This window comes from Micromonospora sp. NBC_01655, from assembly GCF_026339755.1.
Taxonomy (GTDB): Bacteria; Actinomycetota; Actinomycetes; order Mycobacteriales; family Micromonosporaceae; genus Micromonospora.
Genome location: NZ_JAPEQF010000001.1, coordinates 3714122 through 3739585 on the forward strand (window position 1 = coordinate 3714122; position 25464 = coordinate 3739585).

24 protein-coding genes, 1 pseudogene and 1 riboswitch are annotated in these 25464 nt (G+C 73.6%); of the genes and pseudogenes, 16 read left to right on the forward strand and 9 right to left on the reverse strand.

Translation table 11 applies throughout. The features are described 5' to 3' along the window. Nucleotides 1-107 precede the first annotated feature (107 nt). Complete coding sequence (locus OOK41_RS17125; protein WP_266265921.1) at nucleotides 108-1091, forward strand: DUF559 domain-containing protein; 984 nt, start codon at nucleotides 108-110, stop codon at nucleotides 1089-1091. A gap of 36 nt (nucleotides 1092-1127) precedes the next feature. Here the strand turns inward: OOK41_RS17125 and OOK41_RS17130 are convergent, their stop codons facing one another. After that, nucleotides 1128-1520 (reverse strand): MarR family winged helix-turn-helix transcriptional regulator, encoded by a 393-nt coding sequence (locus OOK41_RS17130; RefSeq protein ID WP_117669327.1) that lies wholly within the window; start codon nucleotides 1518-1520, stop codon nucleotides 1128-1130. Nucleotides 1521-1705: 185 nt separating this feature from the next. Between OOK41_RS17130 and OOK41_RS17135 the strand changes: the two genes are divergently transcribed. The 3 genes from OOK41_RS17135 to OOK41_RS17145 all read left to right on the forward strand — a co-directional run bounded on the left by OOK41_RS17135 (nucleotide 1706) and on the right by OOK41_RS17145 (nucleotide 5593). Further along, complete coding sequence (locus OOK41_RS17135; RefSeq protein WP_323136173.1) at nucleotides 1706-3505, forward strand: ABC transporter ATP-binding protein; 1800 nt, start codon at nucleotides 1706-1708, stop codon at nucleotides 3503-3505. Between the two features lie 178 nt (nucleotides 3506-3683). Further along, nucleotides 3684-4598 carry a hypothetical protein gene (locus tag OOK41_RS17140; RefSeq protein ID WP_266265922.1) on the forward strand — a complete coding sequence of 305 codons (915 nt, stop codon included), beginning with the start codon at nucleotides 3684-3686 and terminating at the stop codon, nucleotides 4596-4598. A 20-nt stretch (nucleotides 4599-4618) separates the two neighbouring features. Beyond that, nucleotides 4619-5593: a sulfotransferase gene (locus OOK41_RS17145; RefSeq protein ID WP_266267849.1), complete on the forward strand. Its 975-nt coding sequence runs from the start codon at nucleotides 4619-4621 to the stop codon at nucleotides 5591-5593. 9 nt (nucleotides 5594-5602) lie between these two features. Here OOK41_RS17145 and OOK41_RS17150 read toward each other — a convergent pair whose 3' ends face one another. The 5 genes from OOK41_RS17150 to OOK41_RS17170 all read right to left on the reverse strand — a co-directional run bounded on the left by OOK41_RS17150 (nucleotide 5603) and on the right by OOK41_RS17170 (nucleotide 8753). Then, nucleotides 5603-6871 carry a hypothetical protein gene (locus tag OOK41_RS17150; RefSeq protein ID WP_266265923.1) on the reverse strand — a complete coding sequence of 423 codons (1269 nt, stop codon included), beginning with the start codon at nucleotides 6869-6871 and terminating at the stop codon, nucleotides 5603-5605. Further along, nucleotides 6861-7499 carry a hypothetical protein gene (locus tag OOK41_RS17155; protein ID WP_266265924.1) on the reverse strand — a complete coding sequence of 213 codons (639 nt, stop codon included), beginning with the start codon at nucleotides 7497-7499 and terminating at the stop codon, nucleotides 6861-6863. Before OOK41_RS17155 ends, OOK41_RS17150 begins: the two co-directional genes overlap by 11 nt. Nucleotides 7500-7621: 122 nt before the next feature. Further along, nucleotides 7622-8068 (reverse strand): NUDIX domain-containing protein, encoded by a 447-nt coding sequence (locus tag OOK41_RS17160; protein ID WP_266265925.1) that lies wholly within the window; start codon nucleotides 8066-8068, stop codon nucleotides 7622-7624. Nucleotides 8069-8187: 119 nt separating this feature from the next. Beyond that, entirely contained in the window at nucleotides 8188-8457 is a 270-nt protein-coding gene (locus OOK41_RS17165) for a hypothetical protein (RefSeq protein WP_266265926.1), read from the reverse strand. 2 nt (nucleotides 8458-8459) lie between these two features. After that, complete coding sequence (locus OOK41_RS17170) at nucleotides 8460-8753, reverse strand: DivIVA domain-containing protein (RefSeq protein ID WP_266265927.1); 294 nt, start codon at nucleotides 8751-8753, stop codon at nucleotides 8460-8462. Nucleotides 8754-9068: 315 nt separating this feature from the next. Here OOK41_RS17170 and OOK41_RS17175 point away from each other — a divergent pair, with 315 nt between their 5' ends. The 6 genes from OOK41_RS17175 (at nucleotide 9069) to OOK41_RS17200 (ending at nucleotide 14505) form a co-directional block, all read left to right on the forward strand. Then, nucleotides 9069-9308 (forward strand): winged helix-turn-helix domain-containing protein, encoded by a 240-nt coding sequence (locus OOK41_RS17175; protein WP_266265928.1) that lies wholly within the window; start codon nucleotides 9069-9071, stop codon nucleotides 9306-9308. 109 nt (nucleotides 9309-9417) lie between these two features. After that, nucleotides 9418-10143: a restriction endonuclease gene (locus OOK41_RS17180; RefSeq protein ID WP_266265929.1), complete on the forward strand. Its 726-nt coding sequence runs from the start codon at nucleotides 9418-9420 to the stop codon at nucleotides 10141-10143. Nucleotides 10144-10323: 180 nt separating this feature from the next. Then, nucleotides 10324-12513 carry an EAL domain-containing protein gene (locus OOK41_RS17185; protein ID WP_266265930.1) on the forward strand — a complete coding sequence of 730 codons (2190 nt, stop codon included), beginning with the start codon at nucleotides 10324-10326 and terminating at the stop codon, nucleotides 12511-12513. Then, on the forward strand, nucleotides 12510-12833 hold the full coding sequence (locus tag OOK41_RS17190) for a hypothetical protein (RefSeq protein WP_266265931.1): 324 nt from the start codon (nucleotides 12510-12512) through the stop codon (nucleotides 12831-12833). Before OOK41_RS17185 ends, OOK41_RS17190 begins: the two co-directional genes overlap by 4 nt. Nucleotides 12834-13591: 758 nt before the next feature. Further along, entirely contained in the window at nucleotides 13592-14032 is a 441-nt protein-coding gene (locus tag OOK41_RS17195; protein ID WP_266267850.1) for a ribonuclease domain-containing protein, read from the forward strand. 56 nt (nucleotides 14033-14088) lie between these two features. Further along, nucleotides 14089-14505 carry a barstar family protein gene (locus OOK41_RS17200; protein WP_266265932.1) on the forward strand — a complete coding sequence of 139 codons (417 nt, stop codon included), beginning with the start codon at nucleotides 14089-14091 and terminating at the stop codon, nucleotides 14503-14505. Between the two features lie 147 nt (nucleotides 14506-14652). Here OOK41_RS17200 and OOK41_RS17205 read toward each other — a convergent pair whose 3' ends face one another. Continuing rightward, nucleotides 14653-15405: an HD domain-containing protein gene (locus tag OOK41_RS17205; RefSeq protein WP_266267851.1), complete on the reverse strand. Its 753-nt coding sequence runs from the start codon at nucleotides 15403-15405 to the stop codon at nucleotides 14653-14655. Between the two features lie 307 nt (nucleotides 15406-15712). Between OOK41_RS17205 and OOK41_RS17210 the strand changes: the two genes are divergently transcribed. Next, the gene (locus OOK41_RS17210; RefSeq protein WP_266265933.1) at nucleotides 15713-16330 is read left to right on the forward strand and encodes a DedA family protein; all 618 of its coding nucleotides are present in this window, start codon (nucleotides 15713-15715) and stop codon (nucleotides 16328-16330) included. Nucleotides 16331-16508: 178 nt separating this feature from the next. Here OOK41_RS17210 and OOK41_RS17215 read toward each other — a convergent pair. Then, a pseudogene (locus tag OOK41_RS17215) lies at nucleotides 16509-16694 on the reverse strand (LacI family transcriptional regulator); the annotation flags it as partial. A gap of 80 nt (nucleotides 16695-16774) precedes the next feature. Between OOK41_RS17215 and OOK41_RS17220 the strand changes: the two are divergent. Then, nucleotides 16775-17899 (forward strand): aromatic acid exporter family protein, encoded by a 1125-nt coding sequence (locus OOK41_RS17220; protein WP_266265934.1) that lies wholly within the window; start codon nucleotides 16775-16777, stop codon nucleotides 17897-17899. A 24-nt stretch (nucleotides 17900-17923) separates the two neighbouring features. On the opposite strand, the gene OOK41_RS17225 is transcribed toward OOK41_RS17220, so the two are convergent. Beyond that, nucleotides 17924-18643, reverse strand: a complete 720-nt coding sequence (locus OOK41_RS17225; protein WP_266265935.1) for an alpha/beta hydrolase — start codon at nucleotides 18641-18643, stop codon at nucleotides 17924-17926. Between the two features lie 165 nt (nucleotides 18644-18808). Between OOK41_RS17225 and OOK41_RS17230 the strand changes: the two genes are divergently transcribed. From OOK41_RS17230 to cobN, 4 genes are all read left to right on the forward strand, one after another. Then, the gene (locus tag OOK41_RS17230; RefSeq protein WP_266265936.1) at nucleotides 18809-20059 is read left to right on the forward strand and encodes an MFS transporter; all 1251 of its coding nucleotides are present in this window, start codon (nucleotides 18809-18811) and stop codon (nucleotides 20057-20059) included. 221 nt (nucleotides 20060-20280) lie between these two features. Continuing rightward, complete coding sequence (locus tag OOK41_RS17235) at nucleotides 20281-20616, forward strand: hypothetical protein (RefSeq protein ID WP_117669244.1); 336 nt, start codon at nucleotides 20281-20283, stop codon at nucleotides 20614-20616. 553 nt (nucleotides 20617-21169) lie between these two features. Further along, nucleotides 21170-21299, forward strand: a riboswitch (cobalamin riboswitch). A 46-nt stretch (nucleotides 21300-21345) separates the two neighbouring features. Continuing rightward, nucleotides 21346-21642: a hypothetical protein gene (locus tag OOK41_RS17240; RefSeq protein ID WP_266265937.1), complete on the forward strand. Its 297-nt coding sequence runs from the start codon at nucleotides 21346-21348 to the stop codon at nucleotides 21640-21642. 150 nt (nucleotides 21643-21792) lie between these two features. After that, nucleotides 21793-25461 (forward strand): cobaltochelatase subunit CobN, encoded by a 3669-nt coding sequence (gene cobN / locus OOK41_RS17245; RefSeq protein WP_266265938.1) that lies wholly within the window; start codon nucleotides 21793-21795, stop codon nucleotides 25459-25461. Nucleotides 25462-25464: the final 3 nt, after the last annotated feature.

The following is a 25464-nucleotide window of genomic DNA, read 5'->3' on the forward strand; positions in this document are numbered from 1 at the left end:
TCATGGTTCCGTAGCAGGTCCGGGGAGTGGCTGGTGCCCGTCCACAGGTGGTGCGCCGTCCACAGGGCGGGTTGTGGCCGAGGTCGTCGGGGGACACCGTCGGCGGCGTGAACGCCGAGTTGGAATCACTGCTGGACCGCCATGACGGGCTGCTCACCCAGTCACTGGCGACCCAGGTGGTGCCCGCCTGGGTGCTGCGCCAGGCACGCGAGGCGGGACGGCTGCTCCGGGTGCTGCCCGGCGTGTACGTCGACGCTCGGCTGGCGCACCCGTCCGGCGCCCCTTCGCGGCACCGACTTCCGCCCGATGCGTCGCCGCCCGTCCCGCCTCTCGCGCGGTTCCCGGCCGAGCTGCGGCACCGCGCCGCGCTGGCGTACGGGGCCGGGCGCGGCGCGCTCGGCGGGCTCACCGCCCTGCACGCCTGGGGCGTACGCGGGCAACCCGACGGGGAGCCGGTGCACCTCGACGTGCCGGCCGGGTCGGGGCTGCGCTGCCGGCCGTACCTCGTGCTGCACCACCGGCGTGGGTTCGTCGCGGCGCCCCCGCACGCTGTGACCCGGCGCGGCGTGACCGTCGCCCGGCTGGAACGGGCGCTGGTCGACGCCTGGCCGCTGCTGCCAGCCGTCGACCGCCCCGCCCCGCTGATCCGAGCGGTCAACGACGGCCTGACCACCCCGGCCAGGGTCGAGGCGGCGCTCGCCGGGGCGCCCAGGCTCACCCGCCGTGGTGCACTGCGCGCGCTGCTGGACCGGCTGGCCGCCGGCTGCCGCAGCCCGCTGGAGGTGTGGGGGCACGACCACGTCTTCACCGGCCCGGCGATGCCCCGTCTGCGGCGGCAGTTCCGGGTGCGGATCGAGGGGCGCACCATGTACCTCGACGTCTACGCCGAGCGGGAACGGGTCGACTTCGAGCTGGACGGGGCCACCACCCACGGTGATCCCCGGCAGCGGGAGGTCGACCTGCGCCGCGACGCGCTGCTGGCCACCCGCGGCATCCTCGTCGTCCGCTTCGCCCACCGCAGGCTGGTAGGCGAGCCGGACCGCGTGCGCGCCGAGGTCCTGGCCATCCTGGCCAGCCGCCGCACCGGCTGACCTGCCAGGCGGCGGCCCGTCCCGGCCGGGGGACGGTCAGTCGCGCAGGGTGCGCAGGATGCGGGCCAGGTGGGCCCGGTCGGTCGGGCCGAGGCCGCCGAAGAGGCGCTCTGCCTCCGCGTGCCGGGCCGCCCGGATCGCCGCCCCGACCCGGGTGCCCTCGGCGGTCGGTGTGACCAGGGTGGCCCGCCGGTCGGCCGGGTCGGGACGGCGGGCGACCAGCCCTCGTTCCTCCAGCCCGTCGACCACCTCGGTGGTGGAGCGCGGCGCGATGCGCAGGTGCTCGGCGAGCGCGCTGAGCCGCATCGGGCCGTGCCGGGTCAGCACGCCCAGCGCGCGGGCGTGCCCAGGGTTGATCGCCCACGGTTCGAGGGTCTGCCGGGACAGGTGACGCAGCCGCCGGGCGACGGCCCAGAAGCTCTCGGCCAGGCCCTCCTCGTGCGCCCCCGCGCTCTCCTCGCCCGCTCCGGCGCTCTCCTCGCCCGCCCGGGCAGGGTGCTCCGGACCGGATGCGCGGTCGTCGGCGGTCACCGGAATACCGTAGCAGCATTTCCTGTTGTCACCTCATGATGAGGTAACCTCAGCATCATCGTTCCCCACCGGAAGGCACCCCCTTGGACACACCCCCCACCCATCGTGCGGGCCGGGGCGATCCCCGCACCGTCAGCCCCGCCGAGAAGGCCCAGGCCCGACAGGTGTCGCTGCGCCGGATCGGCCGGCTCTTCGCCCCGCACCGCTGGCAGCTCGGCACCGTCACCGCGATCATCGTGGCCTCCTCGGTCGTCGCCATGGCGTCGCCGTTCCTGCTGCGTACCGTGATCGACCGGGCCCTGCCGGAGCGCGACCTGTCGCTGCTGGCCCGGCTGGTGCTCGGCATGGTCGCCGTCGCGGTCGTGACCGCGGCCCTCGGCGTGATCCAGACCTGGCTCTCCACCCGCGTCGGCCAGCAGGTCATGCACCGGCTGCGCACGGACGTCTTCGCCCACCTGCACCGCCAGTCGATCGCGTTCTTCACTCGCACCCGCACCGGCGAGGTGCAGTCCCGGATCACCAATGACATCGGCGGCATGCAGACGGTGGTCACCTCCACCGCCACCTCGGTCGCGTCGAACCTCACCACGGTCGTCGCCACCGCCGTCGCCATGGCGGCGCTGTCCTGGCGGCTGTCGCTGATCTCCCTGGTCGTGCTTCCCCCGTCGATCTGGCTCACCCGCCGGGTCGCCCGGATGCGGCGGGAGATCACCGCGCAGCGGCAGCGGGAGCTGGCCGACCTCAACGTCACCATCGAGGAAGGGCTGTCGATCAGCGGCGTGCAGCTCAGCAAGACCCTCGGCGCGGGGGCCGCGCTCGTCGACCGGTTCACCGCCTCGTCGGCCCGCCTGGTCGACCTGGAACTGCGCTCCGACCTGGCCGGCCGCTGGCGGATGGCCTCGATGAGTGTCATCTTCGCCGCCATCCCCGCGCTCATCTACCTCGGCGCCGGCCTCCCCGGGACCGCCGGCACGCTGAGCATCGGCACCCTGGTCGCCTTCACCGCCCTCCAGGGCGGGCTGTTCCGGCCGCTCATGGGCCTGCTCGACGTGGGTGTCTCGCTCACCGCCTCGATGGCGCTGTTCGCCCGGATCTTCGAGTACCTCGACCTCCCCGTCGAGGTCGCCGACCCCGAGCGGCCGGTCGAGATCGACCCGCGCCGGGTCCGCGGCCACGTCCGCGTCGAGGGCGTCACGTTCACGTACCCGGGCAGCGACACCGCCGCCCTCGCCGGGGTCACCCTCGACGTGCCGGCCGGCACCGGCCTGGCCGTGGTCGGGCACACCGGTTCGGGCAAGAGCACCCTCGCCGCTCTGGTCAGCCGCCTGCACGACCCCACCGCCGGCCGGGTCACCATCGACGGCGTCGACCTGCGTGACCTGCGGCTGACCGACCTGGCCGCCGTCGTGGGCGTGGTCAGCCAGGAGACGTACCTGCTGCACACCACCGTGCGGGAGAACCTGCGGTACGCCCGGCCGGACGCCACCGACGCCGAGATCGAGGGCGCGGCCCGCGCCGCCCAGATCCACGACCTCATCGTCGCCCTGCCCGACGGGTACGACACCATGGTCGGCTCGCGGGGGCACCGGTTCTCCGGCGGGGAGAAGCAGCGCCTCGCCATCGCCCGTACCCTGCTGCGCGACCCCCGGGTGCTGGTCCTCGACGAGGCCACCAGCGCGCTGGACACCGAGACCGAGCGCGCCGTGCAGCGGGCGTTCGACGAGTTGTCCCGGGGACGTACCACGATCACGATCGCCCACCGGCTCTCCACCGTGCGCGACGCCGACCAGATCGCCGTCCTCGACCACGGTCGGATCGTCGAGTCCGGCACGCACGACGGCCTGCTCGACCGCGCCGGCCGCTACGCCGCCCTCGCCGCCTGACCGGAGTCCGCCCCGCCGCCACGTGATGGTCCGCCGTTCCGTCAACGCCCACCCCAGCGCCACCGTCGTCACCTGACTGGTCAGCGGCGGCCGTTGACACCAGGTGACATTCTTCTAACTCCTGGTTGACGACGGGCGTCGGGTGTGGCGAGTGCCGTCCTGATCATGGGAGAGCCTGGTGGACCGACACGCGGTGGGTCGCTGGAATCCGGTCGAGGAGGAATGGACGATTCAGGTCCCGGGCCGAGAGGGCGTCATGGCCCAGGCGGACCTGGGCGATGCTCGGCACAGCACTCAGTCCTGTCCATTCTGTCCAGGGAGTGTCGAGGCGCCGCAGCACTACGAGACACTCCTGATGCCGAGCCGGTTTCCGGTGGTGCGCCGGGACGCCGACGCGGACCAGCACATGGCCTACGGGCTGCACGATGTCTTCCTGTACACCAGCGATCACCTGGGCCGGCTGGTCGATCAGCCCGTGTCGCGACTGGCCGTTCTGCTGCGCCAGATCGCCGAGTGTACGGATAGCATGTTGGCTGATCCTCTGGTGCAGGCGGTCTTCGGATTCGAAGCTCGCGGCGACCACTTCGGACCGACCGTCGCCCACCCCCACGGTCAGCTCATCGCCTTCCCATTCGTGCCCCGCCGGCTCACCGTCTCCGAGGCGGACTGTCGGTTCTGCCCTCCACCTCGCGGAGAGGCCGAGGAACTGCTGGTGCATCGGGGATCCCTGACGTCGGTGGCGGTGCCGCCGAGCGCGCGTCTACCGTTCGAGATGGTTCTCGTGCCCGACCGGCACGTCCCCACGCTGTCCGGGTTGAACTTCGCCGAAGTGGACGATCTGGCCACATCGCTCTCCGCGGCGCTGCGGGCCTGTCTCTCGGACGACGGTGTCATGCCGCAGTACCTTCTCACCATCATGCAGGCCCCGAAGGGACACCAATCCCGCCACCACCTGCGGATCGAACTGCTGCCCCTGCACCGCCCGCACGGAGGTATCAAACGGTCGGGGGGCGTTGAAGTGGGCGCCGGTGTGTACCTGAATCTGCTCCTGCCCCGGAAGGCGGCCAGGATGCTGCGAGAGCGCCTGTCGTGACCGACCTCGTCCGCGTACAGATGGTGGGAACCCAGCGGTCGGGGTCGAACATGCTCAGGCTGATGCTGGCGCAACTCGGCGTCTTCGCCCCGCCCTCCACACATCTCATCGCCGACTTCCGGCCCATGTCGGTCAGTTACCTCGGGCCGGGCGGTCTCGGCCTGGGCCGGCTCGTCGAGGACGTCCTCGCCATGGTCAAGGTGAACGTGCTGGCCTGGCCGGACGGTCCACCCGAGGTCGGCGACGTGCTCAAGCGCTGCCGGCGAGCGGACCTGGGCGAGGTGTTCCGGGCCGTCTACGACGCCGGCGCGGCGCGCTGTGGCCGTACGCACTGGGTCTCGAAGGACTTGGAGAACATGCACCACGCGGATCTCGTGCAGGCAGCGGCGACAGACATACGGGTGATGCACCTGGTGCGCGATCCCCGGGACGTGGCCCTATCGTTTGCTTCGGCACCGATCGGCCCCAAGGACCCCCGGGTCATCGGGCGAGCGTGGGCCCGGGACCAGGCGGCTGCGGCACGATGGCGGCAGCGGGCGCCCGCCGACCACTGGCGGGAAGTGCGGTACGAGGCGTTGGTCGCCGATGCCGAAGGTGAGCTGGGCCGAATCTGTACGTTCCTCGGCCTCCCGTTCCGGGAGGACGCCCTGGCTTTCCACCGCCGCGACGACGCGATCGGTGCGCCTCGGTTGTCGGCTCTGTGGATGAACCTCGACTCCCCGGTCCTCGCTGACAACGTGGGGAAGTACCGGCGCCCGGAGCACCGGGAGTTCGTCAGTCTCGTCGAGGAAGCGGCGGCGGAGTCCCTCAGGGATCACGGATACTCCCCGGCCCAGACCTTGACCGAACGCGTGTACTCCCCGGAAGAACTGGCCGCGATCCACGCCCGGGACGAGGCGCTCCGTCAGCTTGCCCGGGATCGGGTTGACCCGGCGGTCGAGGCGCGACACCGCCGCCGCGACGGGGTGTTACAGCGGCTGCGTACGCAACGGTGAACCGTGACGTCAGCGATTACCACCACGGCCGACGGCATAGCTCAACACCGCCAGCACTGCCGACGAGATGAAGTTCGGTGCCAGGTCTGACCAGCTCCGGGTGGCCTCCTCGGCCCAGCTCCACAACCCGGCGGCGAGCACGATCGCGGCGAGCAGCGCGGCGGTCAGCCGGAGGAGACGACGCCCCATCCGCAGGGGGGTGTCGACGGACGAGATGACCCGCAGCACGATGTTGTCCGGATGCCCACGCGCGCCAGTACGCCCGCTGAGCTGCGAAAAGGTGTCGTAGAGGATGCCGTAGGTCCGGGTGGACAGGTGCTCACCCGACTCGGGGTAGCGGAATCCCCGTTCTTCGAGCACATCGGCTGCGATTTGCTGCAAGGGACGCTGCACGTCGCCGGAGAGGTAGCGGCGGTACGGCCGGAGCATCGCCGCGGTGGTGGCCAGGTGCAGTTGCCAGGGGACCCGGACGAAATTCTGCCGGTCGCCGTCGAAGAAGTCGACGTTGATCTCGCGGGGCCGATCCATGTCCCTGCGCAACAGTCGCCAGAGCCCGTCGAAGACCAAACGACCCTCGCGGCCGGTCAGCGCATCCGTCTCGACGAGCACCTGCAACAGGAAACAGTCGACGCCGGCCTCAGGAACGTTGCGTCGGGGCTGAGCCGCGCGTCCCAGCAGACCCTGCTTCGTCGCGGTGATCCACCTGTCGACGGGGTGCCCGTTGCGAGCCAGCGCTCGGAGCGCGTGTGCTGTCGCCAGCGGGTGAGGCACCTGGTCGGGGCCGAGGATGAAACCCCACCCCTGTCCGTCGTCCGTCCCGCCGGTCAGGAGACGGTTGCTGAAGGCGGTCTTGAGGTCGTCGCACTCGGCCAGGCCATTGGGTACGAACGTCAGCGCGTAGAGGAACTCGGCCTGCTTGATGGTGCTCGCGCTGTCGTGGCGGAGTTTGTCGAGGACGATGGTCCTGATGCGATCGTCGTGCTCGGCGAGGGTGACCTCGATGCCTTCCCGGTCGCGTACGTAGTTGACGATTCCCCGGGTGACCGAGCGGACGAGATCGCTGGATGCGGTCTGGGCGCCGACTACCCGGAGCGCCGCAGCGGTGCCGTGCAGGCCCCGTTGGGTGCGCTGCGGGAGGTCGAAGTACTGACCACTGGCGCATACGTCGTCGGGCAGGACTCGCCGCCGGGTTCCCGTCATGCAGTCGTGTAGGAACTTGTCCCGGATAGCCGCCAGGCAGTGGACCATCTCGGCTGAACTGAGGAAGTCAGCCGGCATGGTGGTGTCCGACCGCACCGGTCAGCTTGTCTCGGGTGTCCCTCATGCACTGCTCGAAAGGACAGGCGGCGTAGTCCCACGCGTCCGGGTGCCCCAACTGTGCCGCGACCTGCCGCCGGAAGAACTGGGGCGTACGCACGTCCGGGCCAACCATGATCGAGCCGCCCTGATCTGAGTGCAGGAGGTATGAGCGCAGCTCCGCCCGTCGGGGGTCGCCCAGGAAGGCCCTCAGGTCGGGGTACGTCTGCCAGTAGCGTGGCAGGGTGAGCGTGACATGGCCGGCGATAGCCCACAGGTGCAGGTGGGCGTGATCGATGCAGGCAGAGGTGTGGACAGCGGCGTTGCAGCCGCCGTGCTCGAAGAGCAGGACCGAGGCGAATTCGCGCGTGAGGTCCGCCACCGCGACGTCCACCAGGGAGAGGAAGGGATCCACCATCGAGCGGGGCAGGGCGGCGAGTGACCGAACGTGTGGCTCGGGACAGGCGAGCAGGTAACCGGGCACTATGGCCCCAACGCCGACCAGGGTCACACCGCCTCTGCGCACGCGATGCACCGGCACGTCGTACCACGGAAGGCTCGGCACCTGCTCGCAGCGGGCAGCGCAGACGAAGCAATCGACCGGCGTCATGACGGATCCTTCCGACCCCGGTTGGTGGACCGGTGGTGGATGGGAGGGGATGGATCAGTTGACGTGTTGGTGCGGTGATCTCGCGTCCGCTCAGCTTACGTGCAGGTGCGTCGGATCGAAAGTCAACAACCTTTTCGGCGGCGGCTGACGAATGCCTCGGCGGCGGGCCGGAGTGAGGGAATCAGGTTGAGATCGAGCAACTCGTTGATGGGGATCCAGGTGGCTTCACCCAGGTAGTCGTCGACCTCCTGGCCGTCGGTGCTGATCTCATCGCCGGTGGCCTCGCACTCGCGTGCGACCGCCACGACCTGGACCTGGTCCGCGTCGGAACCGCCGGTCGACATGATCCATTGCCAGATGTAGAACGGTTGTCCGGGAATGATGTCCAGGCCCGTCTCCTCCCGCACCTCGCGGCAGATGTGCGCGTCGACATCCTCGCCGAACACCATCCGCCCGCCGGGAACCTCCCAGCAATGGGGATTGTGTGGGTCCTTGGACGTCTTCTGTGCCACTAGGACGCGGTCTTCCTTGAAGATGAATGCCTTTTGGGCGAACTGATGAAGCCTCATCCCGGTCCAGGCCCTTCGTGATCGGCATTACATGGGTCGGCTGAGGCCACAGTGTGCCACTTGAGACGCGCCGCACAGTAGTCCTGTGCCGTGTCGCCCGAGCCGCGGTGCGGTGGATGTCATCCCGTCCGCACGGTGCGTTGTGCCGTCCGGCGGAACCGCGGTGTCGGCGGCACGGAGGGTCGGAGGCCGGCGAGCTGGACGTAGATTTCGCGTTTGGCGGTGGCCAGGCCGCGATGGTCGAGCACGTAACCGGTCAGCCAGATCCAGCCGTGGTAGGTCGGCAGGTCGGGCACCGACACGACGCGGAAGGTGAGGGCCCGGTCCCCGGCGAACTGCACCGAGGCGCGGCCGTCGATGGTCAGCAGGTCGCCAGGAGAGGGGTGCATCGCTACCAGCGGCCCCGGTTGGGTGGCTGCGGCTCCGGCGGGCGGCACTCCTGGGCGTGCATGATCTGCCAGTCGCGCAGCGCCCGCTTGAGCCGGTCGTTCTCCTGTACGAGCAGCCGCACCTCCTCGTACAGCTCGGTCAGCTCGTCGGCCAGCCGGGTCTGGAACTCGCGTACCTGATCGGCGTCGACGCCGCGCCGACGCGGGTCGAACGCTCGGGTACGCACCTCGTGCGGGGTCAACCGGGCCGGCTGGCCCGTTCCGTGGAGCTGGCCACCTCGGTACACCTGGGCCACGACGATCCTTTCCGGGGCAGACGGAAACGTGCAGGGTCCGTGCGGTGGGTCGGGAAGGGCGGGCCGTCCGCGCCGGCCACGGACGGCCCGCCCGCTCCGCCGCCGCAGCCCGGTTCGGCGGTACGGCAGCGGAGCAGCCCGGTGGATCGGGGCGGGCAGGGGGCGCCCGCCCCGATCGGGGGATGAGCCGATCTCGTTGCCACGCGAGGAGCGGCCCTGGTCCAACAGTAACGGCTTAGTCGTTTAAGTCAACCACTGGCTGTTGTCGTTCATGGGCGTTTCGTGATCGAATTGGCGAGCCACGCAAGGAGCGCGATGCCTACAACACCCGACTACATCCGCATTGCCGACGACATCGTTGCCGCTGTCAAGGCGCGCAAGCTCAAGCCCGAGGACAAGCTGCCGCCGATCGCGCAGATGGCGGTGGACTACAAGGTCGGCACGTCCACGATTCAGATGGTCTATGTGCGCCTTGAGGCGTTGCGCGTCATCCGGCGGCACCAGGGCAAGGGCATCTTCGTCACCGATCCGGAGACCTGGATGCGGGAGCCGTAGACGGACGAGGTCGGTGCCGGCGTGACGGGTAGCCGACAGAACCGGCGTCGGGGCGTGAAATCTGTCCCCGCCGATCGGCAAGCTGGTGTCCCGTCGTCGGAGGTGCCGCATGCCGTACGTGAAGTCCCACATCCGCCGCGACGGTGCCCGGGTCCGGGCCCACTACCGCAAGCGGCGGCGCGCTCGTGGCGGCGGCGGGGCGGCCCGCCGTGGTCGGTCCGGCAGCGCGGCGCCACTCCTCTGGGGCGTGCCCGCGCTGGTGCTCGTGGTCCTGGCGGTCGACTTCGTGCGGCGGCACCCGTACTGGTCGGTCCTCCTGGTGGCGGTCGTCGGCCTCGCCGTCGCCGGGTTGCTCCTCGCGCGGGCGAGGCAGCGGGCCCGACAGCGGGCTGAGCAGGAACGACAGCGGGCTGAACAGGCCCGGCGGGACCGGCTGATCGCGGTGACGGACACGATGTCCGGGCCGGAGTTCGAGCGGTGGTTCGCCCGGCTGTTGGAGGCGTCGGGGTTCCGGCAGGTCACGGTCACGGGTGGGGCGGGGGACCGGGGCGCGGACGTCGTGGCGGTCGCGCCGGACGGGCGGCGGGTGGTGGTGCAGTGCAAGCGGCAGAGCGCGCACAACCGGGTGGGCAGCGCCGCCATCCAGCGCTTCGCGGGGACCTGCCGCGAGGTGCACGGGGGCCAGCTCTGCGTGATCGTGACCAACAGCTTCTTCACGGCGGGCGACGGCGTGCGGCTGGCCCGGCAGCTCGACATCGCGCTGGTGGACCGGGCGGCTCTGGAAACCTGGGCGTGGACGCGCACACCGCCCCCGGGCCTGTGCGTGGCCCGCTGAGTCTCCCGATCGGCCGTCCGCTCGGGCGGCAGGCCGGGTGCTCGCCGGCCGATTTCCCATTGACGGGTATCTGACTCGGCCGTCAGATCAAGGACGCTCGTCGAAACCGATAACCTCGCCCTGAGCGCTGCTCCGATTCCGTCTCGTCAGCGCGGGCGGATCATCCAGTGGGGGTTCTGCATGGCGCCGAGCCGGCGGCGGGCGGTTCTGATCGGGGTCAACCAGGGCGGGAGCGACGTTCGGCTGCCTGCCCTGCGATATGCGGAACGCGATGTCCAGGCGGTCCGGGGAGTGCTGCTCGACGAGGAGATCGGCACCTTCGACGACGCCGACATCAGGATGTACGTCGGCGCGGAGGCGACCTGGCGTGAGATCAAGGCCGGGCTTCGCGAGATGGCGTTGGACTCCGGCCCCTCCGACGTGCTGCTCGTGTACTTCGCCGGCCACGCGTTGGTGCCCGAGTGGAGCACCCAGCTCGACGCGTACCTCGTCACGGCGGACCTCAACCCGGACGCCCTCCGCCGGGAGCCGGACAACGGCCTGCGGATGGCCTTCCTCAAGCGGGACGTCTTCGAGACCTTCGCCGGCACCTCCTTCCTCGTCCTCGACTGCTGCCACGCCGGGATCTATCTCGACGCCGACCTGCGCCACGCCGAGGCGATGCAGACCTACCGCACCCGGGTCGACCGGCACAGCGCGCTGCTGGCCTGCCGCAACGGTGCGGCGGCGCGGGAGAACGAGGAGTACGGGCACGGCGTGCTGACCTACCACCTGCTCAGCGCCCTTCGCGGCGGCGCCGCGGACGACAGGGGCCGGGTGTCGTTCGGTCAGATGGCCGCGTTCGTGGCCGAGCAGGGGCTCGAACCACCGCCGGTCCAACTCGTCCACATGTGGGGCCCGACCACCGTGCTGGTCCAACCGCCGACCTCGCGGCACGAGCGTCGGTTGCAGAGTTCGCCCGCCAACCCCAGCACCACCCGGCCCTGCAAGAGCCCCCTTGAGGACCAGTCCAGCTCCATCGTGCAGTTGCTCGGTCGGGTCTTCCGGTCCGAGGCCCACCCGATGCGGGGGTCCCAGCAGCGCGGGCACGCCGAGCGGGTGGAGATCGTCCGGCACGCGCTGGCCGCGAGCTCCGTGGCCGTGGTGGAGTTCTCCGGCTCGGCCATCCGGGTGGCCGACTCCACTGCCCGCTTCGACAAGGAGGAGCTGCGACCGCTGCTGGAACTCAGCTCCGCCGACGCGATCCGGTACCGCACGTCGATGCCCGGGCACATCGTCTCGAACGACGCCGGGCTGCGGCTGCTCTGCGTTCCGCTCTCCTACGAGGACGATCGCATCCTCACGTTGACCGTCATCGACCCGGCCGTCGCGCTGCTCGACATGGGCGAGCCGCTCGCCGTCATGCTCCGGGCCCTGTGGGACTCGGACCTCCTCGGCGACCCGTTACAGGCCGAGATGCAGGTGGCGACCGCCCTGCGCACCGCCTTCGGTCGGCTGCCACTGAACCTGTACGAGTACGCCTTCAGCCTCTACCAGAAGCTGGTCGACTCCATGATCATGGTGTTCCAGCCCGTCGTGGAGCTGGACCTGCGCCCGGCCGGAGTGAGCATCCACAGCTTCGAGGCCCTCGCGCGCTGCAGCGACAAGGAGCTTCGCGCGCCACTCGCCGCGCTGCAGATGGCGTACGTCTGGGGTGACCGCTTCATCATCGAGCGAGACTCGCTGCTGCTCGCCAAGTCGATCCACTCGTACGCCGCCGCGGACGCGGACGCCCCGTGGCACGGCACCAAGCCGCTGTCGGTGAACGTCGCGGTCCGCTCACTGCTCAGCGACTCGTACCTCAACCAGGTGAGCCGGGCGCTCGCCGAGGCCGCCATGCATCCGCGAACGCTGACGCTGGAGATCTCCGAGCAGGACGCGATCCAGCCCGGTCCGGGGGAGCGGTGGCCGCAGGAGCCGCTGCTCTACTTCCACCGACGACTCACCGAACTGGCCCGGGAGCTTCGGATCAGCTTCGCCGTCGACGACTTCGGCGTCGGGTACGCCTCGCTGGCCCGGATGGCGGAGCTGCCGCTGACCCAGATCAAGGTCGACCGCGCGGTGCTGCACCATCCGATGGCGCTGGAGGAACTCGCGCTGGTGGCGCGGGTGTCCCGGCACGCGAGCGACCTCGGGCAGGCCCCCACGCCGCGAGCCGTCATCGTGGAGGGGTTCGACGAGGCGGCGCCGGTGACCCTCAAGCAGATCTACGACCTGGGAATCCACCACGTGCAGGGATTCTTCAGCGGCGCCGTCGCGTCGACGTCGCTGCAACCACTGGATCAAGCCGCCCGCGAGCGGATCGCGGGCCTGGTGAGAGGCGAGGAATGACCACCGTCAAACTGCTGTTGCCGGCCGAGGTCTTCGAGGAACTCGACCTGCCGTACGAGGGCGTCCGTGACCTGTCGGCGATCACCCTCGCCGTCGAAGGGACGGGCCTGCTGGCGAACCTCGCCGCACTCGCCGCGTTGCAGCCCCAACTGAGCGACCTGGTGGCCGCGATTCGCAACTGGCGGTTGCGGGATCCGCGCCCCTCGGTGACCCTGACGGTCACCGGCCCCGGAATCGACCTGAAGGTGGACCTGCCGCGGAATGTCAGCCGGGCCCAACTCCTCGAACAGCTCCGTCCGTTGCTCGAGGCCGAGGAGTGACCGGTGGGGACCGCCGAGGGCCTCACGTGCAGTTGCCGCCCTGCGGGTCGAGGGCGTAGACGCCTGCTGGCCGACTCGGTGCTGCCGGTCCGTGGGATTCGGAGACGCGGTACGGGGCGGGCCCGGCGACCCTTGCCATACATCGGCGGATATCACTAGATTGGGGCGGGGTGCCGCCCGGTCGACGCACGGTCGACCCGGCGGCTGATCGTCCGCCCGAGCCGGGCCCAGCGCGTACGCGCCGTCGCGCGTCGCCACGCGAGCGTTCCCGTAGCTTCCCGCGCCGTCGGCCCGCGTCCCGCGCCCTTCCGGCGGCGCGCCCGCCGGAAGGAACCCGATGAGGATCTCCCGCGCCCGTCTCACCCCGATCGTCGCCGCCGCGGCGGTCCTGGCCGCCGCCCTCGCCGGGGTCGGCCTGCCCACCGCCCCGGCGACCGCAGCCGCCGGCTGCCGCATCGACTACGTGCCTGACCAGTGGACCGGCGGCTTCACCGCCACCGTCCGGGTCAGCCCCGGCGACGCCGCGCTGACCGGCTGGACCGTCACCTGGACCTGGGGCGGGGATCAGCGGTTCGGGTGGCTCCGCCCGGGCGACCCGACCCGAGTTGGCGCGGTCCTCATCGAGGTGTGCGGACGAGTTTCGCCGCCGACCCTGGCCAACGCCGGGTGTCGCGTCGACACTGTTCCCAGCAAGGAACTCATGTGCATCGATGAAATCGGTGCCGCCGAGATGGGGAGGAACAGTGACAGACACGAGGATGCCCACCACCACGACGACCGGCGGCCGGGTGTGCCGCACGATCGGCCTGCTCGCCCTGCTCACCGCGATGGTCGCCGCGGCCCTGGCGGGGCCGTCCGTGGTGACGCCCACGCTGGCCGAGCCCGCCCAGGCGGCCGTCCACAGCTCCTGCACCATGACCCGCTGCGCGGACGCGCGCACCGCACGTTCCGGCTGGTCCGCCAAGGGCTTCCCGACCAGCCGGGGCTGGTACTCGTGGAGCGGCGGGCTCGCCAACTTCGCCGGCGGCCAGTTCCACAACTACGAGGGCCAACTCCCCGCCGGCGCCACGTACCACGAGTACGACGTCTACCCGCGCGCCTCCGGCGCCGCGCGCGACGCGTACCGGATCGTGGTCAACAGGAGCACGGGCGCGACGTGGTTCTCGCCCAACCACTACACCGACTTCTACCGCCTCTGACGCGACGCCTCGCGGGGCCGGGCCGCAGGGTCCGGGCCCGCGCCGGGGAGGGCACCATGACCGAGGGGCACCCGCCCGAGCTGCCGCCGTGGCTGGCCGTCACGGCGACCGAGCGCACCCCGGGGCCCGGTGCGCGGGACGCGGTGCTGCCGGCGGCGATCGCCCGCACCCGGGCCGACCTGTTCGCGGCGCTGGTCGACGTCCTGGACCTGCCCGGGTACGTCGGGCGCAACTGGGATGCGCTTGCCGACAGCCTGCGCGACCTGCTCGACGCCGGCCCGCTGACCCTGCTGGTCGACGACGCCACGCAGCTGCTCGCCGACGAGCCCCCCGGCCACCTGGGCCTGCTGCTGACCCTGCTCGGCGACGCCGCCGCCGACGCCCCGCACCCGCTGCGGGTCGTGCTGCGCGACGCCCCCGACCGGGTACCGGTCCTGCGCCGCCGGGCGGTCGCCGCCCTGCCCCGCCGCTGACCGCTCGGCCCCCGGCCGGCTACCGCTGGCCGTTGCGTTCCTGGCCCCGGCCGCCTGCCGCTGGCCGTCCGGTTCCTGGCCCCCGGCCGCCGGCCCGCCGGGGCGGTGCCCGGTCGCCGCGCCGTGCCGGTCCACCGGGGCCCGGCCTCAGGAGGCGCTCACCGGATGGTCGAGGATCGCGCTGAAGCGCTCCTCGGCAAGGTCGAGCTGGCTGAAGATGTGGGCCTTCACCGCCGGGGCGAGCGGGGTGTCCGGCCGGGCGATCAGCTCGCGGAAGACCGGCACCAGCGGCCGGTACTTCGTCGCCGAGGAGAACACCTTCGGGCCGACGGTGTGGATCACGCCGACCCCGTTGTCGGTGAAGTCGGAGACCTTGATGACCCGGGCCCACGGCTCCCGGTCCAGGCTGGCCGCCACGTGCTCCCGGTACTGCGTGTGCCGGTCGCGGTCCGGGTCGTACGCCGGGTTGGTGACCGCGGCGACCAGTCGTGCGACCCGGGGGCCGAACCGCGCGGCGAGCACCGCCAGCGCCGCCGCCGTGCGGTCGCCGGCCGCCGCCGGCCCCACCGGGTGGCCCTCCGTCAGGCCTGCCAGCTCCGTTGGGTGGTCCTCCACCGCGTCGTGCAGCAGGCCGGCGACGATCACGTCCACGTCGCGCACCTGGTAGTGGTGCATCAGCCGGATCGCCACCCGCAGCAGGTGGTTCAGGTACGGCTCGCGTACCCGCCGGTCGTCGCGGTGCAGCTCGGCGGCCAGGTCGAGGGCGGCGGTGAGTCGGGCCCGCGCGTCGGAGTCGAACGCGCGGATCTCCAGCCGGAACCGCTCCAACAGGCCGGGCTCGCCGTGGATCTCGGTGATCGCGTGCATCGGCATGGTGGCCAGGTACGGCGGGAAGTCCATGGACCACTTATAGCTGATCTTCACCGTCCGTGGGTCCCGTCGTCGGCCTTGCGACGGCAACCGCCGCGGGCCGGCCGCTGCCAGACACCCGCTCGACCAGCCGAACCGTGGTCCCCTCCGGGGTGGCGTGCACGCTGGGCCGCTCCACCAGCCGGGTCATGATCAGTTGCCCTCGGCCGCGATGGACTCCACCGGGCCCGGCGGGGTGGCCGCCCAGTCCCTCGCCCGGTGCGCGGCGCTGGTCGGGGCCGGCCGGAAACGGCGATCGGCGTCACCCGGCCGCCGCCGTGCGGGGGAGAATGGTCGGGTGGACCGGGTGTTCGCGGTGCTGGTGGCGTTGCCGCCCGCGCTGGTGCTCGCCCTGGTCTTCCTGCTTCCCGCGCTGGAGGCGTCCACCTTCCTCGGGCTGTTCGTGCCGGGGGAGGTCGCGGTGCTGGTCGGCGGAGTGCTCGCGCACTCGGGTCGGCTGCCGCTGTGGGCGGTGGTCGCCGCGGCGGTGGCCGGGGCGGCGCTGGGCGACCAGACCGGCTACCTCATCGGCCGCCGGTACGGCCGCCGGCTGCTGTCCCGCGTGCCCCGTCGACTGGTCCGCTCCGGGGAGCTGCGGCGGGCGCTGGACCTGGTCCGCCGCCGGGGCGCGGTGGCGGTGGTGCTCGGCCGCTGGGTGGCGGCGCTGCGCGCCCTCGTGCCGGGGATCGCCGGGCTCAGCGGGGTGCCACGGGGCACGTTCACCCTGGCCAACCTCTGCGGCGGGGTGCTCTGGGCGGTGACCGTGGCGGTGCTCGGCTACCTGGCGGGAGCCTCGTACCGGCTGCTGGAGCATCGCCTCGGCCTGGGCGGGGAGGCGCTGCTGGCCCTGCTGGTGGTGCTGGTGGTGGCCCGTCTCTGGCGGCACCGCCGGGCCGCCCGCCGGGCCGCCGGATGAGGCCGCGGGGCCGGTTGCGCGGTGGGTCGGCGTGCCGGGGCGGCGGCGAGCGGGATGTCCGCCGCCCCGGCACGCCGGGTCGGGTGCCCTGTCGTCCCGGTGTGTCAGGAGGGCCCCGCCCGCACAGCGGGAGGCGGCCGGTGCCCGCGCCCGCTGTGACGGCCGCCTGCACCGAGTTCGGGTCGCGGTAGCTGTTGCAGATGATCAGCAGCCGGCCCCGTTCGACGGCCACCCGTTGCAGCCCCCGGGTCACCTCGGCGAAGCACGGGTCCGAGGCGTCGTGCACGACGACCCCGACCACGCCGCGCTGCGGCCGGGCCAGTAGCTGGGCGTGCGCGTTCGGCACGTACCGCAGGTCGGCGACGAGCACCGCCTCCCTGGCCCGGCCGCCCGGTTCGCCGGGAGGCACCATGGTGGGGCGGTGCGACGGCGAAGGAGGCGGCGATGGCGCGGTGGGGCTGGTTGCGGGAGGCCGCCGGCCGGGTCCGGCGGGGCTGGCTGCCGGTGGTGGAGGGCACCCTGGCGGCGACCGTCGCCTGGGTGCTGGCCACCCGCCTGGTCGGGCACCCGCAGCCGTTCTTCGCCCCGGCCGCCGCGCTGATCGTCCTCGGGCAGGCCCGCGGGCAGCGGACGCGCCGGGCGGTGGAGGTGGTGCTCGGCGTCGCCGCCGGGGTGCTCGTCGCCGACGTGGTGGTGCAGGCCCTCGGGCCGCGCACCAGCTGGACGGTCTTCACGGTCATCCTGCTGACCATCGTGCTGGCCGTGGCGGTCGGCGCGAGCAGCGTCTCCGTGGTGCAGGCCGCCGTCTCGGCCCTCTACCTGGTGGTGGTCTCCCCGCCCACCGAGTCGCTGGTCCCGTTCCGGTTCGTCGACGCGCTGATCGGTGGGGCGGTGGCCCTCGTCGCCAGCCAGCTCGTCGACGCCAGGCGCCCGCTCGCCCCGCTGGCCGCCGAGTTCCGGCAGACCTTCGAGGACCTCGCCGGGCTGCTGCGCGAGGTCGCCGACGCGCTGGACGAGCGCGACCCGACCGCCGCCCTGGCCGCCCTCGACCGGGCCCGGGGGATGGACGCCGCCGTGGAGCGGCTGCGCGCCGGGGTGCTCGCCGCCGGTGAGGCGCTGACCCTGCACGTCCGCCGCCGCCGGCACCTGGGCCGGCTGCGCTCGGTCGACGCGTCCATCGGGCAGATCGACTACGCGGTGCGCAACGTGCGGGTCCTGGCCCGGTCCGGGGTGACGCTAACCCGGCTGCCCACCCCGGTCCCGCCCGGTCTGGGGGTCGCCATCCGCTCGCTGGCTGACGCGATGCACGCCGCCGGGGAGGCGTTCGCCGCCGACCTGGACGGCCGGGACGCCCTCGCCGACGAGCACGCCGCCCGCGCCGAGACAACCGCGCTGGAGGCGGTCCGGGGCGCCGGCCGCCTGTTCACCGCCGGTCAGACCCTGCCGCTGGCCATGATCGTCGGGTCGGTGCGGGCCACCGCCATCGACCTGCTGCGCGGGGTCGGGGCGGACGACGACGCGACCGTCCTCGGTCGGGTCGACGAGGCGCTCGGCCTACCGGCGCTGTGACCCGGCCGGCGCGGACGCGGGCGGTCAGGCCGGGCCGGACGCGGGGGCGGCGGCGAGCCAGTCCGCCGCGCGGCGGCGCAGCTCCGCAGGCACCTCGTGCCCGCCGGTGAACTCCGCGTAGTCGACCGGGTAGCCGAGCGCGCGCAGCCGGGGCACCAGCCGGCGACTGCACATGTCCGCCGGCAGCACCGGGTCGGCGGCGCCGTGCGAGACGAACACCCGGGGCCGGCCACGGGTGACCAGGGGCGCGGCGAACCCGGGGGAGAAGGCCAGCACCGCGCGGACCAGGTCGCCGTTGGTCAGGCCCAGGGACAGCGCGTACGAGGCGCCGTCGGAGAAGCCGCCGAACGCCACGTCGGCGACCGGGTGGGCGGACAGGACGCTCTCCAGCAGTTCGTCGATCCGGCGTACGTCCGGCCCGAAGCCCTCGGCGATCAGGTCCCACGTCGACGCGGTGGCCTGCGGCGCGACGAGCAGCAGGTGGTGCGCGTCGGCCAGCGGCAGCAGCAGGTCCAGGCCCTGCCGGGCCGAGCCGCCGGCGCCGTGCAGCAGCAGCACCAACCGGTACGGCCGCTCGTCGGCGTCGTCCGGGGCGTACACCAGTGCCCGGGGCTCGCCCCCGGGACCGGTCACCGGGGTCAGCCCCCGCCGGGCCCGGCCGGTCGGCGGGGCCGGTCGGGCGGCCAGCCGTCCGTGCCGGTGGTCCTGCGCCGGCTCCCGGTGCGGCAGGGCGGGCTCGGTCACGTCGTCCTCACCGCCTCGCGTCGGTCGCTGCCGGGGCGGGTACCCGGTCCGCCGCCGGTTAACCGGTCCGGATCGCGGTAAGGGGTGGGGTCGACAGGTGGTGCTGTCGTACCGGGATGTCCAATAGTCGGACGACGTCCCCACGCCGGAGAGGAAACCACCCCCGTGAGCAGCACCGCCGACGCCCCGACCGCCGATCCGGGCAACGCGCCGGCCGGCGTGCCCCGCCCGGTCCTGGCCGCCCGCAACGGCGTCGCGGCCGTGTTCGCCCTCAACGGCCTCGCGGTCGCCTCCTGGTTCTCCCGGGTGCCGGCGGTCCGCGAGGCGCTGGACCTCAGCGCGGGGCGGCTCGGGCTGCTGCTGCTCGCCATGTCCGTGGGCGCGCTGCTGGCGATGCCGACCGCCGGGCTGGTCACCCAGCGCCTCGGCGCGACCCGGACGGTGGCGGTCAGCGTCCTGCTGGTGGCGGGCGGGATGACGGTGGCCGGGATGTCCGCCGGGTTCGCCGGGTTCCTGCCCGGCGTCGCCGTCGGCCTGTTCCTCTTCGGCTACGGCTCCGGCACCTGCGACGTGGCGATGAACATCGAGGGGACGGCCGTCGAACGGCGGCTGGGCCGGACGATCCTGCCTCGGTTCCACGCGGCGTGGAGCCTCGGCTCGGTGGCCGGCGCGGGCCTCGGCGCGGGGGCCGCCCGGGTCGGGGTGCCGATCGCCGCGCACCTGACGGTGCTGGCGGCGGTCGTGCTCGCCGGCACCCTGCTCGGGGCCCGTTCCTTCCTGGCCGCCCGTGACGCCGACCCGGCGTCCGCCCGCGACGACGCCGCCGCGCGCCGCGGCTCGCTGCTCGCCGCCTGGCGGGAGCCGCGCACCCTGCTCATCGGCCTGCTGGTGCTGGTGATGGCGTTCACCGAGGGCAGCGCCAACGACTGGCTGGCGGTGGCGTTCGTCGACGGGTACGGGCTGAGCGAGGCCGCCGGGGCCGCCGTCTTCGGCGTCTTCGTGGTCGGCATGACCATCGGCCGCACCGCCGGAACGGTGGCGCTCGACCGCTGGGGCCGGGTGCCGGTGCTGCTCGGCACGATCCTGTGCGCGGGGGTCGGCGCCACCCTCGCGGTGCTGGCGGGCTCCGGGCCGGTCGCGATCGTCGGGGTCGCGCTGTGGGGTCTCGGCGCGTCGCTCGGCTTCCCGGTGGGGCTGAGCGCCGCCGCGGACGACGAGGACCGGGCGCCGGCCCGGGTCAGCGTCGTCGGGGTGATCGGCTACTCCGCGTTCCTCGGCGGTCCGCCGCTGCTCGGCCTGCTCGGCGACCAGGTGGGCACGCTGCGCGCCCTGATCGTGGTGCCGCTCCTGCTGCTGCCCGCGCTCGCCCTGGTCCCGGTGACCCGGCCGCTGGCCGGCTCGCGGCCCACCGGCTGATCCGCCCCGGCTCGCCCCGTGGGGTGCGGCCCGGTGCCGGAGGGCGCCGGGCGGCCGTCGTACCGCCGCTCCCGCCGCCGGGCCGCGGTCGTCGCCCGCCACGCCGTCACCGGGCGCGGGGTGGCCCACCGGCCCCGTGGTCAGGTTCCTCCCACCCCGCGCCCAGCAGGTTGCCAGGCGGGGGTGCTCCACTGGGGGGACGCCGAGGAGAGGAGCCGGGCATGGGCTGGTTCAGCCGGCGACAGCGCGCCGTCGACGGGACCCCGACGAAACTCGACCGGGAGGCGACCCCGGACGACCTCGCCGCCCTGGAGGCGTTCGTGGCCAGCCGCCGGGGGGTGGAGTTCTACCTCGAGCCGGAGACCACCGCGACCGACACCACCGTGATGGCGATCGCCCACGACGGGGAGTGGATCCGGCGGCGGACCGGTTCGCCCCGGGCGGCGGCGAAGATCGCCCGGCGGCACGCGGTGCCGCTGTACGAGGCCGCGCGCACCGGGTACCCGGAGCGGATGCGGGCCTGGAACCGGGCGCACCCGGAGCGTCGGGCGCGCTGAACCCGGACCCGGCCCGGCGGGCAGGCACCCGCCCCGTCGGGACCCGGAACCCCCGCCGCGCGTCGGCGATCACACCGCCGGGCTCGTCGGCGTCGTCCCGGGGGGTGCCGGGCCCGCCTCGCCGGTGCGGAGCCGCGCCGGACCGGCGGGCCGGCCCACGCCGATCGGGTGGGTCCCGGCATTGCGCGCCGATCGACGCCGGACGGTGCCTTGCCACCGTCGCGGCCGGCCGCCGGCGGTGTCGCCCGCGTCGCCCGACGCCTGCCGAGTCCGGGTGGAAACAGCAGGTCAGCGCCCCTGTCCGGCGGCCCGTCGGCGACCGGCGGCCCGGCCCGCCCGGCACCCGGCGCGGGCCGGGCGGACCGGTCGGGGGGCAGGGCGGTGAACGCGCCGCAGAACCGACGACAGCCATGGACCGACGCCACTCAAAGGCATTCCGCCGAGGGGAATAAGAATTGACATATGTCAATGCGTCGGGGGTGTCCGGTGACGGGAGGGGCGGCGTTGACCGGCAGTGGGCCGGTGTGGCAGCATTCGCGGCCTGACGGCAGTGAAGGAAGCCGGTGCGATTCCGGCGCGGTCCCGCCACTGTCACCGGGGAGCGATCCCCCCTCGAGCGCCACGGCCGTGTGTCTGCGGTTGGAAGGCCGGGGGTGAGCGTCGATCCGGAAGCCAGGATACTTCGGCCGTCGGGACGACCCCAGGGCGTGGACACCCGAGGAGGACCCGATGACGCGTCGCGTCTCGCACATCGACGACCATCGTCGCCATAGGTCGGCGCGGGGCACCGCGCCCGCCGGCCGCCGCGCCGCCGCGCCGGGCGCCGGCCGACCACCCGCCGCCGGAGCGGCCGGCCGCCGCGTCGCCCGGCTGGCCGCCGCCCACCTGGCCGCCCCGCCGGCTCGGCCCGGCGCCCGGGCGCTCACCGCCGGGCCGACCGTCGGGCGTCGCCGCGCCGCGCCGCCGGGCGTCCGCGTGCTGCCCGCCGCGCCGTCCGCCGGGGATCCCGGCGCCGCGCACCGCTGATCTCCCGCAGCGCGTACCCTGCCGCGCCCCCGGCTCACCGGCCGTCGCCGATGAACCGGCTCCCGGCCCGCCGTGCCCGCTGAGCCCGCGCCCACCCGCTGCCCGGAACGGCCGAACCGCCACCCCGGGCGTCACTGTCCGGAGCATCTCGTGCGCATCCTGCTGCTGTCCACCGCCGACACCGACCTGCTCGCCGCCCGGGCCAGCGGCGCCGACTACCGGCTGGCCAACCCCGCGCGGGTCGCCGCCGACGCGGTGCCGGCGCTGCTCGACGGCGTCGACCTGGCCGTCGTACGGCTGCTCGGCGGCCGGCAGGCGTGGCCGGACGGCCTCGCCGCGGTGCTCGCCTCCGGCGTGCCGGCGGTGGCCCTCGGTGGCGAGGCGGTGCCCGACGCGGAGCTGATGGCGGCCTCCACGGTGGCCTCCGGCGCGGCCACCCAGGCGCTGTCCTACCTGGTCGAGGGCGGGCCGGAGAACCTCGCCGAGCTGGCCCGGTTCCTCTCCGACACGGTGCTGCTCACCGGCGAGGGTTTCGCCCCGCCCGCCCCCACCCCGGCGTACGGGATCCACGGCGACCGCCCCCCGACGCCCGGCCGGCCGGTCGTCGGCATCGTGTTCTACCGGGCGCACGCCCTGGCCGGGAACACCGCCTTCGTCGACGCCCTCGCCCACGCCGTCGACGCGGCCGGCGGGACCCCGTTGCCGATCTTCTGCGGCTCGCTGCGCGGGCTGGCCGCCGGCACCGGGCCCCTGGACCTGTTCGCCCGCTGCGACGCCCTGGTCGTCACCGTGCTCGCCGCCGGCGGCACGGTCGCCGCCGACGCCTCCGGCGGGGGCGACGAGGACGCCTGGGACGTCGGCGCGCTCGCCGCCCTGGACGTGCCCGTCGTGCAGGCGCTCTGCCTGACCAGCACCCGTGACCAGTGGGCCGGCAGCGACGCCGGATTGTCCCCGCTGGACGCCGCGATGCAGGTGGCCATCCCCGAGTTCGACGGCCGGATCGTCACCGTGCCGTTCTCGTTCAAGCGGATCGACGCCGACGGGCTGTCGGTCTACGAGCCCGACCCGGAGCGGGCCGCCCGGGTCGCCGGGATCGCGGTGCGCCAGGCCCGGCTGCGGCACGTGCCCAACGCCGACAAGCGGGTCGCCGTGGTGCTCAGCTCGTACCCGACGAAGCACTCCCGGGTCGGCAACGCCGTCGGTCTGGACACCCCCGCCTCGGCGGTGCGGCTGCTCGCCGCCCTCGCCGACGCCGGCTACCACCTCGGCGACCGGCCCGTCCCCGACGACGGGGACGCCCTCATCCACGCCCTGATCGCCGCCGGCGGGCACGACGTCGAGTGGCTCACCCCCGAGCAGCTCGCCGCCGCCGACGCCCGGGTGCCCGCGCAGGCGTACCGGCGCTGGTTCGACCGGCTCCCCGCCGGGCTGCGTGAGCGGATCGTGGCGCACTGGGGGGAGCCGCCGGGCGAGCTGTACACCGACGACGGGCACGTCGTGCTGGCCGGGCTGCGGCTGGGCAACGTGCTGCTGATGATCCAGCCGCCGCGCGGCTTCGGCGAGAACCCGATCGCCATCTACCACGACCCGGACCTGCCGCCCAGCCACCACTACCTGGCCGCGTACCGGTGGCTGGCCGCGCCCGCCGTCGACGGCGGGTTCGGCGCGGACGCCGTGGTGCACCTGGGCAAGCACGGCACCCTGGAGTGGCTGCCCGGCAAGGGGCTCGGACTGGCCGCCGACTGCGCCCCGGACGCCGTCCTCGGCGACCTGCCGCTGGTGTACCCGTTCATCGTCAACGACCCCGGCGAGGGCACCCAGGCCAAGCGCCGCGCCCACGCCGTCGTCGTCGACCACCTCGTCCCGCCGATGGCCCGCGCCGAGACGTACGGCGACCTGGCGAAGCTGGAACAGCTCCTCGACGAGTACGCCACGGTGCAGGCCCTCGACCCGGTCAAGGTGCCGGTCGTGCGGGCGCAGATCTGGGACCTGGTCCGCGCCGCCGAGCTGCACCACGACCTGCACACCGACGACATGCCGGCCGCCGACGACTTCGACGACTTCGTGCTGCACCTCGACGGCTACCTGTGCGAGGTCAAGGACGTGCAGATCCGCGACGGCCTGCACGTCCTCGGCGGCGCCCCCGCCGGGGAGGCCCGGGTCAACCTGGTCCTCGCCGTGCTGCGCGCCCCGCAGGTGTGGGGCGGCGTGCGCGCCCTGCCCGGCCTGCGCCAGGCCCTCGCCGCCGCGTACGGCCTCGACGAGCAGGCGTTGCTCGCCGCGCCGGGCGAGCGGATCGCCGTGCCGGCGGCGCTCACCGAGGCGGTCGACGGCCCGGCCGGCACCGCCGCCGACGCCGTCGACCTGATCGAGGGGCTGGCCCGCCGGCTCGTCGTCGGCATGGAGACCCTCGGCTGGGACGCCGGCAAGGTCGACGCCATCGTCGCGGAGGTCGTCGGCCGCAGCGTCCCGGACGCCGCCGACGTGTTGCGCTTCGCCGCCCGCGAGGTGGTGCCCCGCCTCGACCGGACCACCGACGAGATCGACCGGGTGCTCGCCGCGCTCGACGGCCGGTTCGTCCCGCCCGGGCCGTCCGGCTCGCCCACCCGGGGCCTGGTCAACGTGCTGCCCACCGGCCGGAACTTCTACTCCGTCGACCCGAAGGCCATCCCGTCCCGCAACGCCTGGGACGTCGGCGTGGCCCTGGCGGACTCGCTGCTGGCCCGGCACGTCGCCGACACCGGAGGCTACCCGCGTTCGGTCGGGCTCACCGTCTGGGGCACCAGCGCGATGCGCACCCAGGGCGACGACATCGCCGAGGTGCTCGCCCTGCTCGGGTGCCGCCCCACCTGGGACGACCGTTCCCGGCGGGTCACCGGCGTCGAGGTGGTGCCGCTGGCGGAGCTGGGCCGCCCCCGGGTCGACGTCACCGTCCGCATCTCCGGGTTCTTCCGCGACGCGTTCCCGCACGTGGTGACCCTGATCGACGACGCGGTCCGCCGGGTCGCCGCGCTCGACGAGCCCGCCGAGGGCAACTACGTCGCCGCGCACGTCGCCGCCGACCTGGCCGAGCACGGCGACGAGCGGCGCTCCACCGCCCGGATCTTCGGCTCCAAGCCCGGCGCGTACGGCGCGGGGCTGCTGCCACTGATCGACGCCCGGAACTGGCGCACCGACGCCGACCTCGCCGAGGTGTACGCCGTCTGGGGCGGCTACGCCTACGGCCCCGGGCTGGACGGCCGGGAGGCCCGCGCCGACATGGAACGCTCCTTCGCCCGGATCGCGGTGGCGGTGAAGAACCAGGACACCCGCGAGCACGACATCGTCGACTCCGACGACTACTTCCAGTACCACGGCGGGATGGTGGCGATGGTCCGCCACCTCACCGGGGCCGCCCCGGCCGCGTACGTGGGGGACTCGGCGATGCCGCACGACGTGCGCACCCGCACCCTCGGCGAGGAGACCCGGCGGGTGTTCCGGGCCCGGGTGGTCAATCCGAGGTGGATCGCCGCGATGCGCCGGCACGGCTACAAGGGCGCGTTCGAGCTGGCCGCCACCGTGGACTACCTGTTCGGCTACGACGCCACCGCCGGCGTCGTCGACGACTGGATGTACGAGCACCTCGCCGCCGCGTACGTCTTCGACCCCGAGACACGGGACTTCCTGGAGCGGTCGAACCCGTGGGCGCTGCGCGGCATCACCGAGCGGCTGCTGGAGGCCGCCGACCGGGGGCTGTGGGCCGAGCCGGAGCCGGCCACCCTCGACCGGCTCCGTGAGACGTACCTGACCAGTGAGGGCGACCTGGAGGACCGGCAATGAGCG